Below are 17,166 nucleotides of genomic sequence, written 5' to 3' on the forward strand. Positions count from 1 at the left end.
ATTCACTTACTGAAGACTCCTTTTATAATTAATGAATATGTATAAAAGAATACCTCCAATCGTGAGTAGCGGTCCATAATGTAGTCCCCATCGATATATTTCCAGTAAAAAATGATGATTGTAACCATTTAAAAATACAGGAGAATTTGTTGAACGATCAGGATGAAAAAGTCTTATGTAGATAGGTTTCCAAATAAAGAAAGTGATGAACGCAGAAATAAATCCGTGTAAGATTCTAGCTATAAAAAATGGTTTAAACCTAATATCTGTCTGAGCAAGAATACTTGCCACCTGAGCCTGTATACTGAATCCGCTGAACCCAAGAATAAAGCTAGTGATAACTGCTTGTTGTAAAAGGGTAGAATGGAAAACTTCACTAACTAATTTGCTGCCTAAAGTAATCTCAAATAAACCAGCAATATAGGGGATACTTAGTGAAATAGGAAAATGAATCGATAATAAAATGCTTCCAATAATACTTGCTAAAAAAGATGTAACATGGAGATGGAATAATAATCGATTGATTACTGAGAATATGATGATAAATCCGCCGATCATTAATAAAGTTTGAATAGAAGAATTGACAGCATCACCTAATAATTTTCCAATTGGTCGTCTATCTTCCACTCGTGTTTTATGTAATGCTCTTAAAGCTTCCTTTAAGGGGATTTTTCTTATTTCATTTTTCACTTTTTCATTACGTGAATAACCATAATATCTCATAATCAATCCGACCATAATATTTCCCGCATAATGCGCAGTAGCAAAAATAATACCCAAATCCTTGTTGTGAAAAAAGCCTACAGAAACTGCAACGAAAATAAATAGAGGGCTTGAGTAATTAGTAAAGGAAACAAGTCTCTCCGCTTCAATCTGTGATAATTGTTTTTCCTGACGCAGTCTGGCGGTTATTTTAGCTCCTGCCGGATTTCCTGAAGCCATACCCATTGCTAAAGCAAATCCCCCAACACCAGGTACACGAAATAACGGTCGCATTAATGGTTCAAGAATCACTCCGATAAATTTAACAACCCCAAATCCTATCAATAATTCGGAAATGACGAAAAAGGGAAAAAGAGAGGGAAAGACGACTCCCCACCAAATATTCAATCCGTCAAGCGATGCTTCTGAAGTTACTTTCGGAAGAACAATCATAGAAATAGCCATTAATGTTGCACTAGAAGCTAAAAAGACTGTTTTTAATCTCGATTTAAACAACCTTTGTCCCTCCTAAATAAATAATCCAAAATAAATAACTTGTCCCCATATAAATCAATATACTCATAGATAAATATTTTAGACCATATTATGTACTGAGTTCGAAAATACGATTTTTCATGATAATACCAGTTCTTCACTTGGAAAGGGGATTTATATAAATGGACAAACCGAAAATTGGTTTGGCATTGGGATCTGGTGGAGCACGTGGTTTTGCCCACTTAGGTGTATTAAAAGTTTTAGAGGAGCATAATATTTCGATTGATTATATGGCTGGGAGTAGTATGGGTGCACTTGTCGCAACTTTTTATGGAATGGGACATAATATCGATTATTTAATTAAGCTTTCACTTGCATTCAAGAGAAAGTTTTATATGGATTTTACTGTTCCCAAAATGGGGTTTATTAGTGGAAACCGAATAAAGGAATTTATTAAGCTATTTACCCACGGGAAATATATAGAGGATTTGAAACTACCAATATCCATTATAGCCACTGATCTTGTGAAAGGAGAAGAGGTAATATTTTCGAAAGGGCCAATTGCGGATGCAGTTCGTGCAAGCATCTCAATCCCAGGTATTTTTGTACCTGTAAAAATGAATGGGAAAATATTAGTAGATGGAGGAGTAATTGACCGAGTCCCTGTCTCTATCGTCAAGAAAATGGGGGCAGATATTATTATTGGTGTTGATGTTACTTACAGTAAAAAAGAAACTGAAATTACTAATATGTATGATGTTATTATGAAGAGCATTGATATTTTGCATTTGGAAGCGATATCTAATCGCAGGTTAGGAGCAGATGTACTAATCCAGCCTGATGTATCCGAATATAGTTCAACTGCTTTTACTAATACAGAAGAAATTATTAAGATAGGGGAAGAAGAGACAATAAAGAAACTTCCAGAAATAATGCATGTGTTGAATCGGTGGACGGAGAAAAATTCAGATGAAATGTAAGCTATGTTTTTCGGCAAACATAGTTGATGCAATTATATAACTGCATCTTTTGCCGCCAAAGAAAACAGGTGATAAGTCGGTCACCTGTTTTCTATATTTGGATAGGCGGTTGGGAAAATTCCATTTTCATAAGATATTGCCGTTCTGGTTCATTTAATCCTTGGGCGTATATTCTTGAAGCTTTAATATCTAATTGTATCGAATCATTTTCAAAGGAAGAAAGCTTAGAAATAATGGGAAGTGATATATTTTTCTTCATTTCGTTTAAATATGATCTCCCGTTTTGACTTATTCCTAAGAGGCGAATATATTCCGGTAGCATTTTTTCATTCTTCATTTCTATTTTTTTTGTATTCGTTAAAATGTGGACACACATTCTTTGAATTCTTGTCCAAGTATATCTTTTTGTTTTTACCTTACTCATAAAATCATAAAAGCTAGTCGACTTTTCCGCTGCTTTTAGTAGACGATGCTCAATTCCTTCTTCAACTTCATACAAATGGGCAATTTCTTCCGGCTTCGTTGAAATCAGCTTGTATTGCAAATATGGCCAGTAAAGTTCCCATTGGTGGAGGATTCCAAAATGTTGTTTATAATTTAGAAGTTCATTATAGGAAGCTGCAGGTACATATTGTTCAATATTTGATGGATTATTTTCATCAAATATTGCTTTTCGAATAGCGGTCGCACTTGCAATCGTTGAAGATGAAAAATTTTCATCATGATAATTTGCGTTTTTTCTAGAAATAGTTAGTGCTTTCATATTAGAATCAATATGATTTCGTGCCTTAACATACTGGTAGCCTAAGATATTGTTTGGCATAGAAAGATCTAAATACTCCGTTCCCAACCCTAAATCTAGAAAGCTTTTGGATAATGCAGATGGGTAGCTGACCCCAGCTTGCATATATTTTTTTATATTTTCATTATATTGTTCAAGATTTTTCTGAATGATATCAATTGTATTCGTAAAAACCTCTATATCCCCTGATTCACTACCAAAACAAAAACTTTGACAGCCTAGAGCATCTAGAAGAGATACAGATCCTAATGCAAAGTTTTCTGCTTGCTGAACGGCAAACTTATACGGCAATTCTACGACAATATCTATTCCAGAAAGCAAAGCCATTTTTGTCCTGGACCATTTTGAAACAATAGCGGGTTCTCCTCTCTGCAAGAAGTTTCCACTCATCACTGCAATTACAATATCGGCGTTAGCTGCTTCCTTAGATTGGGTAAAATGATATAAATGACCATTATGGAATGGATTGTATTCCACAATTATGCCGGTACTATTCATAAATTCCTCCATGTATTTAAATTTTAAATGTAATATGCCTTTTACTAACGGTTATACTTTATTTTATCACTAGTCTTGACAATTTTTTTAATAACTTGCTGAATACTTGCAAGTATTTGCATTTTCTTCAAAAGAGTATACAATACTAAGAATAGCTCTTACTACAATGATGATTTAATTTTTTGAAAGAAGTATCAATATAACTATTTGAAATAGGTTTTACGTCTAGCTCCAGCGCCTATCGACTAGCAAACTTCCGGTCTCCTCCCTACGATAAGTCAACATCGGCTCCTGAAAAACCTCGCCGTGTTTCCTTTATCTCAGTCGAAGCCCTCCAGTTTGTACGTCGATGAGCAAGGCGCCTTCGCATTTGAAATTGTAAAGATAAAATATTGACAAAAGGTATGATGAAAGCTATAATTACCTTTGTTGCCTTGGGGTGATTTACATGAAATGGTCTACGATTCAGTTGCAAAAATATCGCGGCAAGAACATCGAGTTAGATGAAATGATAGATGTTTCCGAGGATCTTATTAAAAGGGATTCACAAGTTCGTAACGTTTCTCCGATGCATGTTACAGGTATTGCGAATGTTACATCTGAAAAGGTAACTTTTCAGCTTCATATAACAGGAAACTTAATTTTGCCTTGCTCAAGAACACTTAAAGATGTTCGATACCCTATCGATATAGACACTACTGAAATATTTTTGTTGAAGCCGGCAGAATCTTATGAAGATGATGAGGCGGAAATTCACCAGCCTATTGGTGAAGTTATTGATTTGAACCCAATTATCACCGAATTACTTCTTTTGGAAATTCCAATGCAAGTATTTAGTGAGGAAGCAAATGAGAATTCAGAGCTTCCTACGGGAAATGACTGGGAAGTAGTGAGAGAAGACCAAGACAAACTAATTGAAGGCAAGGATGCAAAAAAATTAGATCCTCGTCTTGCCGGACTAGCAAAATTCTTTAATAAAGAAGAATCTTAAAAATTTGGAAGAACCAGCTTTACTGTTTCTTTACAACCGTGATCTCTTTAAGGAGGTGGGAAGAATGGCTGTACCTTTTAGAAGAACATCCAAAACTGCGAAAAGAAAACGCCGTACACACTTTAAATTACAAGTACCTGGCATGGTTGAATGTCCTAATTGTGGAGATATGAAACTTGCTCACCGTGTATGTAAAGCGTGTGGAACATATAAAGGCAAGGATGTAGTTAATAACTAATAAAAAAAGGTGAAGAGACCATGGCTCTTCACCTTTTTTTCGTTTTTTATGGAAAAGCAATGAATTAGAAATGGATTAACAGCAGATTCGAAAAACTCCAATTGCTAGAGAAAAAATACAATTAAATCCAAAAGATACTGTTCCAAAATTATTATTTAATTAAATCTAATCCTGGTATAGTCTATCTTTTCTATCAGCTGCATATGTATGAATTAATGAATCTTCCTATAGTAGAAAAAATGCATTCATATTTTACACAATCCTTGTGGATCAGAAGTTTACCCTACTTTAGGGAGTTTATTTTGTTAGCAAAATTGTCGTGTAAGGCATTAACGCATAGTAAGAGATCTATACATACTGCTAATATTTGCTTATGCCAATTCGACAGTTAGAGCGATAAATAAAAAGCTGGGAGGGATAGAATTGTCATCTACTCGTCAAGATGCTTGGTCACATGATGAAGATTTGTTATTAGCGGAGGTTGTCCTAAGACATATTCGCGAAGGAAGCACACAGCTTCAAGCGTTTGAGGAAGTCGGGAAGCAAATGAATCGTACTGCAGCAGCCTGTGGCTTTCGCTGGAACTCATATGTACGAAAACAATATAAGTCTGGTATAGAATTAGCTAAAAAACAAAGAAAAGAAAGAAAAAATAAACAAACTGATCAAAACGAACAGTCTGCACCGCTTCAATATGTTGAAGTTAGTGAAAAACAGGAAGAGGCTGTGCCTTCTATTAATTTAAAAAATGTTATTGCATATTTAGAAAACCTTCAATTTTCACAAGACCAAGCTAGGAAGGATAAAGAAAACTTAAGTAATGAGGCGGAGGAATTTCGAAATAAATTTTTCCATTTACAACACATTTATGAGGAGAAACAAAAGGAATTTTGTGAATTAGAAAAAGAATATTCCTCAATGTTAGCAATAATGGAAAAGGCTAGAAAAATGGCGTTGAAATAGAAACAAAATGTAGTATAGCCCCATAATAAGAACAAAAAAACAAACAGCATTTTAGCTGTTTGTTTTTTGTAGTTTAACACCTTCCGGACACCACACTAATGGATTTTGACCTAAATCTCTATCCATATCATATTCAACTGTTTGGAAACCTATCTTTTCCCAAAATTCTTTGGACTTCATTCTCGAATTTGTTTTGATTGGAAGACCTAAGTCTTTTGCAAAATCAACAAGAGCTTTTCCAAAGCCTTTAAATTGATAGTTAGGCAAGACTTCTAATTTCCATAATTCCAAATAAGATTGTCTCGGATCAAAATATAGATCGTATTTTGCATCTCGTTTGTATAAGCTCATACGGGCGACAAGTTTATCAGCAAAATAAATTCCGAAGAATGGGGACTCTGAATTATCTTCAATAATGTTTTCTTGAAGATCTTCGAGCATGGATAATTCCTGAATTCCATATTCTTTAAATTTTTTAAATTCTTCTAATGTTTTATAGTTAACTTTTAATCTCTCTATTTTCATAGCTGCCTTCCTCCTTATTTTATCTAAATCCTATGTGGATAAAAATTACTTTGGCTATTGTTTAGAATTAAGTGATGAAGTGCTGTTTTGATTATTATATATTAATTATATACCAAATAAATATAAAATTCCGCTTTAACTTTCGGAAGCGTTTACAAAAAATGAAGGAAAAAATATTTTTTTGTAGAATTTTATTTATGTGATGCATTTTGTAAGTGAAAAACGGGCAGATCATAATTCCCGTTTTCAAAAGAGACATATTTAGGATTTGTTGAAAGGGGTTCTGCTATGAATAAAATTTTAATAGCAAATCGTGGAGAAATTGCATCTCGTATCATTAGAACGTGCAAACAAATGGGGATCGAAACAGTAGCTATTTACTCAGATGCTGATGCGGAACTTCCGTATGTAAAGGAAGCTGATAAAGCTTTTTGTATCGGACCACCACCAGTAAATCAATCTTATTTAAATATGGATTTAATCATCGATATCGCTGTGAAGGAAGATGTTCAAGGGATTCATCCTGGGTATGGGTTACTATCCGAAAACAGTGCATTCGCTAAAAAGGTGATGGAAAAGGGAATCAAGTTTATTGGTCCAAATCCCGAAACGGTTGAAGAAATGGGCGATAAGATTAGTGCTCGCAAAAAAATGATTGCAGCTGGAGTACCTGTTGTACCAGGAAGTGTAGAGGGATTACAAAATATTGAGGAAGCCCTACATTTTTCCGAAAGAATTGGCTATCCGGTTATGTTAAAGGCAAGTGGTGGCGGAGGAGGTATTGGAATGATTCGATGTGAGAATGAGCAAGCGCTCAATCAGCATTTTGAATCTACAAAAAATCGCGCCAAGGCCTACTTCGGATCAGATGGAGTATTTATTGAAAAATGCATTGATAATGCTCGGCATATAGAAGTTCAAATATTTGCTGATCAGTATAATCAGGTAATTCATTTATTTGAGCGAAACTGTTCCGTTCAAAGAAGAAATCAAAAAGTTATAGAAGAAGCTGGTTCACCTAAAATTTCACAAGAAACAAAGGAGAAAATGTATGATGCTGCGATAAAAGCAGCAAAGGCAGTAAATTATGAAAATGCTGGTACTGTAGAATTTATTGTTGATGAAAATGAAGATTTTTATTTTTTAGAAATGAATACACGCTTACAAGTTGAACATCCCATCACTGAAATGATTACAAATATTGATTTAGTAAAATGGCAAATCACTGTGGCACGTGGTGAAAAATTGCCGTTAAAACAAAATGAAATAATGGAAAAGGGTCATGCAATTGAATTAAGAATTTACGCTGAAGATCCTAAAACCTTCTATCCTTCTCCAGGAACGATCTCCTCTCTTTCATGGGGAAAAGGGGATGGTATAAGAATTGATAGCGGTTATACTCAAGGTTTGAAGGTTACTCCTTTTTACGATCCTATGATTGCTAAATGTATTTTATATGCTGATTCAAGAGAAGCTTGCATTCAAAAGGCATTTACATTCTTAGAAGATACAAAAATTGAAGGTATTAAAACAAATATCCCGTTTATCCAAGCGGTTTTAAAGAATGAAATTTTTCAAAATGGATTTTATTTTACAAATATCAACAACATTATAAAAGTAAATTAAGTATTAACAAATACATTGGAGGAAAAGAACATGAAAGAAGTATATGCATCAATGGCAGGAACTGTGTTAAATGTTTTAGTAAATAACGGTGATGAAGTATCCGAAGGACAAACCATTATTATGCTGGAATCAATGAAAATGGAAATTCCGATTGAAGCAAGCGAGGCAGGAAGAGTTTCTGAAGTGAAAGTAAACGTTGGAGATTTTGTCAATGAAGGAGACGTCCTTATTACATTAGATTAAGCTTCAAATACGAGAGGAGATGGCCGTGTTGACGAAAACAACAGACTACTCATTGTCTGCTATAAAGGAAAAAATTAATGCAGGCGGTCCTGAAAAATATCATGAAAAGTTAAAGAGCCAAAATAAACTTTTCGTAAGGGATCGTTTAAATAAGTTATTTGATCATGGAGAATATGAAGAGGATGGTCTTTTTGCAAATTGCCAAGCAGAGGATTTACCTGCAGATGGTGTTGTTACAGCAATCGGAAAAATCAATGGTCAAACTGTTTGCGTGATGGCAAACGATTCTACCGTTAAAGCAGGTTCTTGGGGTGCTAGAACAGTAGAAAAAATTATCCGCATACAAGAAACAGCTGAAAAGCTAAAAGTTCCTTTATTGTACTTAGTTGATTCTGCAGGCGCGCGTATTACGGATCAATTAGATATGTTTCCAAACCGTCGCGGAGCGGGTAGGATTTTTTATAATCAAGTAAAACTATCTGGTATGATTCCACAAATTTGCTTGTTATTCGGACCATCCGCAGCTGGAGGAGCATATATTCCAGCATTCTGTGACATCGTAATAATGGTTGATAAAAATGCTTCCATGTATCTTGGATCACCGCGAATGGCTGAAAAAGTTATCGGTGAAAAAGTTACATTAGAGGAAATGGGTGGAGCAAGAATGCATTGTTCTGTCAGCGGATGTGGAGACATGTTAGTCCAAACAGAAGAAGAAGCAATTGACGCTGCCCGTAAATACTTAAGTTATTTTCCAAAAAATTATACGGAGAAGCCAAACTTCATAGAATCCATCCAGCCAAGAACTGGCAGAAGTGTTGAAGAAATTATTCCGAAGCATCAAAATGCTCCGTTTGATATGTATGAATGCATTGATTCACTGATAGATGAAGGCAGTTTTTTCGAAATTAAAAAACTATTCGCTCCAGAACTTATAACAGGACTAGCACGAATTGGCGGAAGAGCAGTTGGAATCATTGCAAATCAACCTAAAATCAAAGGTGGAGTTTTATTTGTGGATTCCGCAGATAAGGCAGCGAAGTTTATCCAGCTATGTGATGCCTTCCATATACCACTATTGTTTTTAGCAGACGTTCCTGGATTTATGATTGGTACGAAGGTGGAAAGAGCGGGAATAATTCGCCATGGTGCCAAATTAATTGCAGCTATGAGTTCTGCAACGGTTCCGAAAATTTCAGTTATTGTTCGGAAAGCATACGGTGCAGGATTATATGCTATGGCAGGTCCAGCATTTGAACCAGATTGCTGTATTGCATTGCCAACTGCGCAAATAGCCGTTATGGGACCGGAAGCTGCTGTAAATGCCGTCTATTCTAATAAAATTCAAGCGATTGAAGATCCGAAAGAGAGAATTGCCTACGTACAGGAAAAGCAAAAGGAATATCAAGAAACAATTGATATTTATAAGCTTGCCTCCGAATTGATTGTAGATGAAATAGTTGCTCCGAATGACTTAAGAAAAGTATTGATCAATCGTTTTCATATGTATGAAACAAAAGAGTTGAATTTTAGTACGAGAAAACATCCTGTATATCCTGTATAAATAATATAAGAACAGTACTTACTTAGTGCTGTTCTTATATTATTTTTAACACTATTATAATAATTTGGTACAATAATATTAAAATTTGTTAAATTGAGGGATAGGGATGAGAATTGGAATTATCGGTGCGGGATCCATTGGTCTTTTATTTGGAGGGTATTTAGGAAAGGAAAATACTGTTACAATGATGTTAAGAAGACAGGAACAAGCAGAACATCTTCGATATGAAGGAATTACCGTTGCAAAAGAAAAAAGACAGCACACAACGGTAGTTAATACGAATGTTCGAGGCGATTCCTTAAACGAAATGGATTTAATAATCGTGGCAGTCAAACAATATCATCTTTCTGACATCAAGTCTGAACTAAATAGTTTTAAACAGAATACTCCATTATTATTTTTGCAAAATGGTATGGGGCATATTGAAATGTTAAACGATCTAAACAGTGAAACGATATTAGTAGGAACTGTAGAACATGGTGCCCTTAAAATAAATGAAAATACCGTCCAACATAACGGAATTGGACAAACCAATATTGCCTTATTGAGAGGGGACAGCTCAATCATAAAATCTTTGGTTTCTTCTGATATCCCTTCGTTCCCATTTCACTATCATCATAATTGGGAAGAAATGCTCGTAAAAAAACTGATGATCAATGCGATTATTAATCCTTTGACAGCTGTTTTAAAGATGCAAAATGGACAGCTTATATCGAACTCCTACTATTTCTCTTTACTTAAAGATTATTTCTTAGAGCTTCATTCCGTCTTTTCTTTTATGGACAAGGAGCTTGTTTTTGAAGAAATAATGAAAGTATGCCGAAATACTAGTGAAAATAAGTCTTCCATGCTAAATGATATTCTACATAATCGAAAAACAGAAATTGATGCAATCCTAGGATATATTATAGATCGATCAAAATCGGAAAAAGTCCAAGTGCCAATTACACAGATGCTATTTCACATGGTAAAGGGAATGGAAGGGGGAAGAGGAGAGTAGAATGGGAGTATTTCTTTCTTGGGTAGCGGGAGTTTTGATAATAATTCCTTTGATTGCTTATATAATAGTGTTTTTTGCCATAAAGCTTATTACGAATAATCATAGAAAAGCAGTATCTATAGCTATAGATATTACCACCTTATTTCTAATACTATCAGTTAATGAACTTGCACTTGTTATCTGGTCGCACTCTTTTTTGTGGGTAATCATACTGCTCATGTTGCTAATTGCTATCGGCTTTGTTTTTCTATATCGTTACATACGCAATGAAATTATATATTCCAAGGTCTTCAAAGGATTTTGGCGTTTTAATTTTCTATTATTTTTGGCCGCCTATATTATTCTAATGATTTACGGTTTGACCCGCAGTGTGCTTGAATCAGTTGCAATGTATTAGTAAATGAAAATATTTCAAGCAATATTTTTCTCTTTCCTGCATAATAATGCTATACTCTAACAAGATTAATGATGGAAATTTATCATTTGTTTTATTATGAATTCAGAAAGGAAGAACACCATATGGATTTGGAAAATATCCTCATTCCAGCAACGAATCGATTCGCTTCCCTTTACATAGAGCAAAAGAAACCTGTTAAAGACTTTTTTCATTATGACATAACAGATCAAGATATTTTTAAGAAGCGTTATAAAGATGTGCTTTCTCGTACATTTAAAAGAGAAAAACTTGCTGAATGCATTGAGTCATATATGAAGAAATTTTCTTTTTCCAACGAAGTAAAAGAGTCCCTTGTAAAATTAAGACAACCAGATTCAGTAGTTGTTATTGGAGGGCAACAAGCTGGATTATTAACAGGACCGCTATATACAGTACATAAACTCATTTCTATTATTCAACTTGCAAGGGAGCAAGAAAGGAAATTACAATCCCCTGTTATACCAGTTTTCTGGATAGCGGGAGAGGACCATGATTACTTAGAGGTTAATCATGTTTTTGTGGAAAATGGCCGCTCCATCAGTAAATTAAGTTATGCTGAAGGACCAATTGATAAACGTATGGTATCGGATGTAGAATTTGATAAAATTCATATGAAAAAATGGGTTAAGAAAGTGTTTGAGCATTTCGGAGAAACAGAATATACGAAGCAATTGCTACAAATGATGGATACAACTATTGAACAATCAAAATCATTTGTTGATTTTTTCTCTAATATAATAATTAGCCTCTTTTCTAAATATGGTGTTTTACTTATTGATTCCGCAGATAAACAATTAAGAAAACTAGAGGTTCCTTTCTTTAAACGAATCATTGAGGAAAGCAGGTCAATTACGGATTTAGTTATACAACAGCAAGAACATATCCGTTCTTTTGAATTTTCCAATACAATTGAGATCGGAAAGAATGCGGTTAACTTATTTTATTACGACGGGAAAGAAAGAATTTTATTAGATTACTTTCCAGAGGGGGAGTACTACGTCGGCAAAAATAATAAAGTCCAATTTACAAAAGAGGAGTTATTAATAGAGCTCGAAAATCATCCGGAGCGCTTTAGTAATAATGTGGTAACAAGACCGATGATGGAGGAATGGCTGTTTCCAACACTTGCTTTTATCGGTGGTCCAGGGGAAATCGCGTATTGGGCAGAATTAAAACTTGCCTTTGAGCATATGGGATTCGAAATGCCGCCCGTTATCGCAAGATTGAATTTGACGATATTAGAGCGCTTTATTGATGCGGATATGAAGGAATTGCAATTAGATGCTGAAAAGACCGTTCGAAATGGTGTGGAGGAAGAAAGAACAAAGTATTGGAATTCAGTAAAAGATGAAACGTTGGACGGACTAGTAATGGAAGCAAGAGATTGGCTGGAAAACCAATATAGCCAAATTCTTTCCAGAAGTGATAAAGGTATCGAACCATTGATTGAAAAAAATCTATCCATCCATTTACGTCAACTTGAGTTTTTACAAAGAAAAATTAATTTAAATATTGAACAGAAGCATGACGCTGTTATAGGAATGTATGAGCGCATTGAAAGAAATGTAAAACCAAATAACTCCCCGCAGGAAAGGATTTGGAACATCTTTTACTTCATTAATAAATATGGCGCCACATTTATTGATGATCTATTATCCCTTCCATATGAGTTTGATGGAACCCATAAATTAATACGAATGTAAAACCAGTTTGAGATTTCAAACTGGTTTTTTTTATGGAAAAAACATGACAAAAAGCAGGAAATATTAAGGTTGTGGGAAAACATAAAAAATAGGTGGTGAAAAGTGGGGGAATGTGGTACATTTATTTTAGAAAGTGGGGGCTAGTTCTATGTTCATGGGGGAATACCAACATAACATTGATACAAAGGGACGAATCATCGTTCCTGCCAAGTTTCGTGAACTCTTAGGTGAGACGTTTGTTATCACCAGAGGACTTGATCGATGCTTATTTGGTTATCCGGTAGATGAATGGAAACAAGTCGAAGAAAAACTTAAAGCCCTCCCACTAACGAAAAAAGATGCACGTGCGTTTACCCGGTTTTTCTTTTCTGGCGCTTCTGAGTGTGAACTGGATAAGCAAGGTAGAATCAATATCCCCACTCCGCTTGTAAGTTATGCCCAGTTAGAAAAAGAGTGTGTTGTTTTAGGTGTTTCCAATCGAATAGAGATTTGGAGCAAGGAATTATGGGAAGACTATTTTGAGGAATCTGAAGAATCATTTGCTGAAATTGCTGAGAACATGATTGGATTTGACATTTAGAAAGGCTCTTTTCTTAAACTTTGTTGTTTTTGAAAAAAGAAAATCTTAATAGCTTCTACATACGCTTCATGAATGGATATCCCTTTTAAGAAAAGATGCCCGAAGCAAATCTTAAATTATTTACGAATTACGAAAAACAACAATCATGTACGATAACAGCCATTAGGTAACAAAGTGCGAATGATAAAACAAATAAATTTTCCTATGATTCGATTGGAAAGGTGATTTGAAATGTTTGAACATACAACAGTACTATTAAAGGAAACGGTGGATGAATTAAATATCAAGCCAGATGGAACTTATATTGATTGTACCTTAGGAGGAGCAGGTCATAGTGAGTATTTATTATCTAGGCTGTCACCACAAGGGAAATTATTTGCATTTGATCAAGATGAAACGGCGATAAATAACGCCAAAGTGAAATTGCAGAACTATGAAAATCAAGTAACGTTTATCAAGAGTAACTTTTTAAATATTAAACATGAGCTTAATCTGCGTGGAATCGAAGCCGTGGATGGAATTTTATATGACTTAGGTGTTTCTTCTCCGCAATTAGATACCCCGGAACGAGGATTTAGTTATCATCATGATGCCCCATTAGATATGCGAATGGACCTTCATGGAGAAGTATCTGCCTATGAAGTAGTAAATAGCTGGCCATATGAAGATTTAGTAAGAATTTTTTTCAAATACGGTGAAGAAAAATTCTCTAAACAAATCGCCAGAAAAATAGAGGCTGCACGAGAAAAAGAACCTATCGAAACGACAGGACAACTAGTGGAATTAATCAAAGATGGAATACCGGCTCCCGCAAGACGAAAGGGAGGTCATCCAGCAAAAAGAGTATTTCAGGCAATAAGAATTGCTGTTAATGATGAATTAAGCGTTTTTGAAAAGTCACTTCAAGATGCAATTCAATTATTAAAACCAACGGGAAGAATTAGTGTTATTACTTTTCACTCATTAGAAGATCGCATTTGTAAAACGATTTTCAAAGAAGTAAGTCAAGGTCCACAACTACCTCCTGGCATTCCGTTTGTACCTGATGAATACAAGCCTCAATTAAAAATCATCACAAAAAAACCAATTGTGCCAAGTGAAGAGGAACTTATCAATAATAATCGCTCAAGGTCAGCAAAGCTTCGTGTTGCTGAAAAACAATAAATTTAAAGTAAAATAAAGGGGGAGAATAGCTTGAGTAATTTAGCAAGAAAACAACCATATTTAGAACCACAGAGACAAAACAATATACCAACTATGCCTAAGCCACAGGCACAACCGATACATACACGAAAATCCATTACGTTAGGTGAAAAAATGCTAGGAATATTGTTAATTTCTTTCGTTGCTATTATGGCAATAAAGATTATTTCTACTCAAGCTACCATTTATAAAGTAAATAGAGATATTCAAGATAAACAATCCTCCATTCAATCTCAGATGAAAGTGAATAAAGATTTACAAGCACAAGTTAGCGATTTAAGTCAATATGACCGAATTAAGAAAAAGGCTGAAAAACTAGGACTAAAATTAAATGAAAATAATGTTAAGGTTGTTGAAGGCAAATGAACAAGAAAAGAATCAATGTTAACAGAGGAGCAGGGGTATTATTTTTGATATTCGGTCTGCTCTTTTTTATCATTATCGTCCGATTTTTTACGATTCAAGTTTCAGGTAAAGTAGATGGGGTTGACCTCGTAGCTAAAGCAGCTAAGCAATATTTACAAATGGATAAAATTAAAGCAAATCGGGGAACCATTTATGATGATAAAGGAGAAGTCATCGCAGAAGATACAGCATCCTACTCTCTTGCAGCTATCTTAGACAAAAAAATGACGACAGATCCTAAACATCCTCATCATGTGGTGGATCCGCAAATGACGGCAGAAAAACTATCAAAATATATTGATATGTCTGAAGAGGATATTTATAGACTACTTACCAAAAAAGGTCGCTTTCAAGTAGAGTTTGGTAAAGTTGGAAATGACATTTCCTTAGAAACGAAGAAAAAAATTGATGCCCTTAATTTACCAGGAATTATTTTTATTCCTGGGTCTAAAAGATTCTATCCTAATGGAATTTTTGCATCGCATTTAATTGGATATGTAGCTCAAAAAAATCCAGACAAACCTAATTCGAAATTGGTTGGAAAAATGGGTTTAGAACATAGCCTCGATAAATATCTGCAAGGTACTGATGGAGAAGTTTCCTTTAAAGGGGATTTGTGGGGATATTTATTGCCGGGAACGAAGAAACAAGTACAGCCACCAAAAAATGGTGACAATATTTATTTAACAATAGATAAAAAGATTCAAATATTTATAGAGGATGCACTATCCAAGGTAGAGGAAAAATATAAGCCTAAAAATATGATTGCCATTGTAGCCGACCCGAAAACAGGAAAAATTTTAGGGATGGGACAAACACCCACTTTTGACCCGATGACAAGGGAAGGAATTGAAAAAGGCTGGAGCAATCAAGCTGTAGAGACATCTTATGAGCCAGGTTCCGTTATGAAAATTTTCACACTTGCAGCTGCTGTTCAGCAAGGTGTATACAACCCTAATGAACAATATAAATCTGGTACATTTTCTGTAAAAGGTGTTCCTAATCCTATCAGGGATTGGAATCAAGGAGCTGGTTGGGGAACTATTACCTTTTTGGAAGGACTTCAAAGATCTTCGAATGTCGCTTTTGCTACTTTGCTTGATAAAATTGGACAAGACACTTTTCGAACATATCTAGATCGTTTCCATTTCGGGCAACCAACAAATATTGGACTTCCTAACGAAGCTTCCGGAAAAATTCTATATAATTGGCCAATTGAAAAATATACAACAACATTTGGACAAGGGACAACTGTTACCGGGGTGCAAATGATTCAAGCTGCTACAGCTATAGCGAATGATGGGAAAATGATGAAACCGTATGTGGTGGATAAAATCGTAGATCCCAATAATGGGAAAGTCAAAACTACTAAACCTGAAGTGGTTGGAAATCCTATCAGCGCGGATACAGCTAAACAAGTAAGAGATTATCTTCGTACAGTTGTCACTGGAAAAGTAGGTGTAGCTACTGGAAAAGTGTATGAGATTCCAGGGTATGATGTGACTGGGAAAACTGGTACAGCGCAGATCCCTGGACCAGATGGAAAGTACTTAAATGGGTATGATGATTACATCTTTTCGTTTCTAGGAATGGCGCCAAAAGATGATCCTAAGCTTATTGTATATGTAGCAATCCAACAACCTCATTTGGACAAACAAAACTTAGAAAGCGGCTCGAAACCTGTTCAAATGATATTTAACCCAGTAATGAAAAATAGCTTACAATACTTAAATATTAAACCGATTAAAATGTCTGCTACAAAAATATCAAAGGTTCCTGATGTAACGAATATGAATATAACTGATGCGGATTCAAAACTTAAAAATACGGGTTTACAAGTAATTGTACTAGGAAAAGGTACAAACGTAGTTAATCAGCTTCCTGATAAAGGTACGACACTAATTCAAGGTGAAAAAATAATCCTTAAAACGGATAGCACTCCTTCCGTGCCGGATATGAAAAACTGGTCTAAACGGGATGTATTGAAAGTTGCTGATTTATTAGATCTAAAGCTTAATATGATAGGTGACGGGTATGTTTGGAAACAAAATATCACCTCTAATTCACCAGTCGTAAAAGGTGATCTTCTCGTCGTGAATCTGTTGCCAATGGATAAAATTATCGAGCAGCAAGCAAAGAAAGCAAATAAGGAAGATCAAAATAAAAGTGGTTCTAGTGAAGATTCGACTCCACCACTAGATTAACTTTCAGC

17 protein-coding genes are annotated in these 17,166 nt (G+C 35.0%); 14 read left to right on the plus strand and 3 right to left on the minus strand.

Translation table 11 applies throughout. The features are described 5' to 3' along the window. Nucleotides 1–6 precede the first annotated feature (6 nt). On the minus strand, nt 7–1,218 hold the full coding sequence (gene ylbJ, locus AC3WJF_RS00295; protein ID WP_492449023.1) for a sporulation integral membrane protein YlbJ: 1,212 nt from the start codon (nt 1,216–1,218) through the stop codon (nt 7–9). A gap of 161 nt (nt 1,219–1,379) precedes the next feature. Here ylbJ and AC3WJF_RS00300 point away from each other — a divergent pair, with 161 nt between their 5' ends. Continuing rightward, complete coding sequence (locus AC3WJF_RS00300; RefSeq protein ID WP_492449024.1) at nt 1,380–2,177, plus strand: patatin-like phospholipase family protein; 798 nt, start codon at nt 1,380–1,382, stop codon at nt 2,175–2,177. A 91-nt stretch (nt 2,178–2,268) separates the two neighbouring features. Here AC3WJF_RS00300 and AC3WJF_RS00305 read toward each other — a convergent pair whose 3' ends face one another. After that, entirely contained in the window at nt 2,269–3,477 is a 1,209-nt protein-coding gene (locus AC3WJF_RS00305; protein WP_492449025.1) for a nucleotidyltransferase, read from the minus strand. A gap of 448 nt (nt 3,478–3,925) precedes the next feature. On the opposite strand from AC3WJF_RS00305, the gene AC3WJF_RS00310 reads away from it, so the two are divergent. The 3 genes from AC3WJF_RS00310 to AC3WJF_RS00320 all read left to right on the plus strand — a co-directional run bounded on the left by AC3WJF_RS00310 (nt 3,926) and on the right by AC3WJF_RS00320 (nt 5,669). Continuing rightward, nucleotides 3,926–4,468, plus strand: a complete 543-nt coding sequence (locus AC3WJF_RS00310; RefSeq protein WP_492449027.1) for a YceD family protein — start codon at nt 3,926–3,928, stop codon at nt 4,466–4,468. A 64-nt stretch (nt 4,469–4,532) separates the two neighbouring features. Further along, nucleotides 4,533–4,706 (plus strand): 50S ribosomal protein L32, encoded by a 174-nt coding sequence (gene rpmF, locus AC3WJF_RS00315; RefSeq protein ID WP_492449029.1) that lies wholly within the window; start codon nt 4,533–4,535, stop codon nt 4,704–4,706. A 423-nt stretch (nt 4,707–5,129) separates the two neighbouring features. After that, a complete protein-coding gene (locus AC3WJF_RS00320) occupies nt 5,130–5,669 on the plus strand; it encodes an RsfA family transcriptional regulator (RefSeq protein WP_492449030.1) in 540 nt (179 codons plus the stop codon). A 51-nt stretch (nt 5,670–5,720) separates the two neighbouring features. Here AC3WJF_RS00320 and AC3WJF_RS00325 read toward each other — a convergent pair whose 3' ends face one another. Next, nucleotides 5,721–6,194, minus strand: a complete 474-nt coding sequence (locus AC3WJF_RS00325; protein ID WP_492449031.1) for an N-acetyltransferase — start codon at nt 6,192–6,194, stop codon at nt 5,721–5,723. Nucleotides 6,195–6,482: 288 nt separating this feature from the next. Between AC3WJF_RS00325 and AC3WJF_RS00330 the strand changes: the two genes are divergently transcribed. From AC3WJF_RS00330 to AC3WJF_RS00375, 10 genes are all read left to right on the plus strand, one after another. Beyond that, nucleotides 6,483–7,820 carry an acetyl-CoA carboxylase biotin carboxylase subunit gene (locus AC3WJF_RS00330; protein WP_492449032.1) on the plus strand — a complete coding sequence of 446 codons (1,338 nt, stop codon included), beginning with the start codon at nt 6,483–6,485 and terminating at the stop codon, nt 7,818–7,820. A gap of 30 nt (nt 7,821–7,850) precedes the next feature. Next, a complete protein-coding gene (locus tag AC3WJF_RS00335) occupies nt 7,851–8,063 on the plus strand; it encodes an acetyl-CoA carboxylase biotin carboxyl carrier protein subunit (protein ID WP_492449034.1) in 213 nt (70 codons plus the stop codon). Nucleotides 8,064–8,091: 28 nt separating this feature from the next. Then, nucleotides 8,092–9,627 (plus strand): acyl-CoA carboxylase subunit beta, encoded by a 1,536-nt coding sequence (locus tag AC3WJF_RS00340; RefSeq protein ID WP_492449036.1) that lies wholly within the window; start codon nt 8,092–8,094, stop codon nt 9,625–9,627. A gap of 106 nt (nt 9,628–9,733) precedes the next feature. Continuing rightward, complete coding sequence (locus AC3WJF_RS00345; RefSeq protein WP_492449038.1) at nt 9,734–10,627, plus strand: 2-dehydropantoate 2-reductase; 894 nt, start codon at nt 9,734–9,736, stop codon at nt 10,625–10,627. Nucleotide 10,628: 1 nt separating this feature from the next. After that, nucleotides 10,629–11,024 carry a DUF3397 domain-containing protein gene (locus AC3WJF_RS00350; protein ID WP_492449040.1) on the plus strand — a complete coding sequence of 132 codons (396 nt, stop codon included), beginning with the start codon at nt 10,629–10,631 and terminating at the stop codon, nt 11,022–11,024. A 122-nt stretch (nt 11,025–11,146) separates the two neighbouring features. Beyond that, entirely contained in the window at nt 11,147–12,766 is a 1,620-nt protein-coding gene (bshC, locus tag AC3WJF_RS00355; RefSeq protein WP_492449041.1) for a bacillithiol biosynthesis cysteine-adding enzyme BshC, read from the plus strand. A gap of 148 nt (nt 12,767–12,914) precedes the next feature. Next, the gene (gene mraZ, locus AC3WJF_RS00360) at nt 12,915–13,346 is read left to right on the plus strand and encodes a division/cell wall cluster transcriptional repressor MraZ (RefSeq protein WP_492449043.1); all 432 of its coding nucleotides are present in this window, start codon (nt 12,915–12,917) and stop codon (nt 13,344–13,346) included. A gap of 231 nt (nt 13,347–13,577) precedes the next feature. Further along, nucleotides 13,578–14,510 (plus strand): 16S rRNA (cytosine(1402)-N(4))-methyltransferase RsmH, encoded by a 933-nt coding sequence (gene rsmH, locus AC3WJF_RS00365; RefSeq protein WP_492449044.1) that lies wholly within the window; start codon nt 13,578–13,580, stop codon nt 14,508–14,510. A 30-nt stretch (nt 14,511–14,540) separates the two neighbouring features. Continuing rightward, a complete protein-coding gene (gene ftsL / locus AC3WJF_RS00370) occupies nt 14,541–14,915 on the plus strand; it encodes a cell division protein FtsL (RefSeq protein ID WP_492449046.1) in 375 nt (124 codons plus the stop codon). After that, entirely contained in the window at nt 14,912–17,158 is a 2,247-nt protein-coding gene (locus AC3WJF_RS00375; protein ID WP_492449048.1) for a penicillin-binding protein, read from the plus strand. Before ftsL ends, AC3WJF_RS00375 begins: the two co-directional genes overlap by 4 nt. Nucleotides 17,159–17,166 lie beyond the last annotated feature (8 nt).

Source organism: Heyndrickxia sp. FW510-T9, from assembly GCF_058781025.1.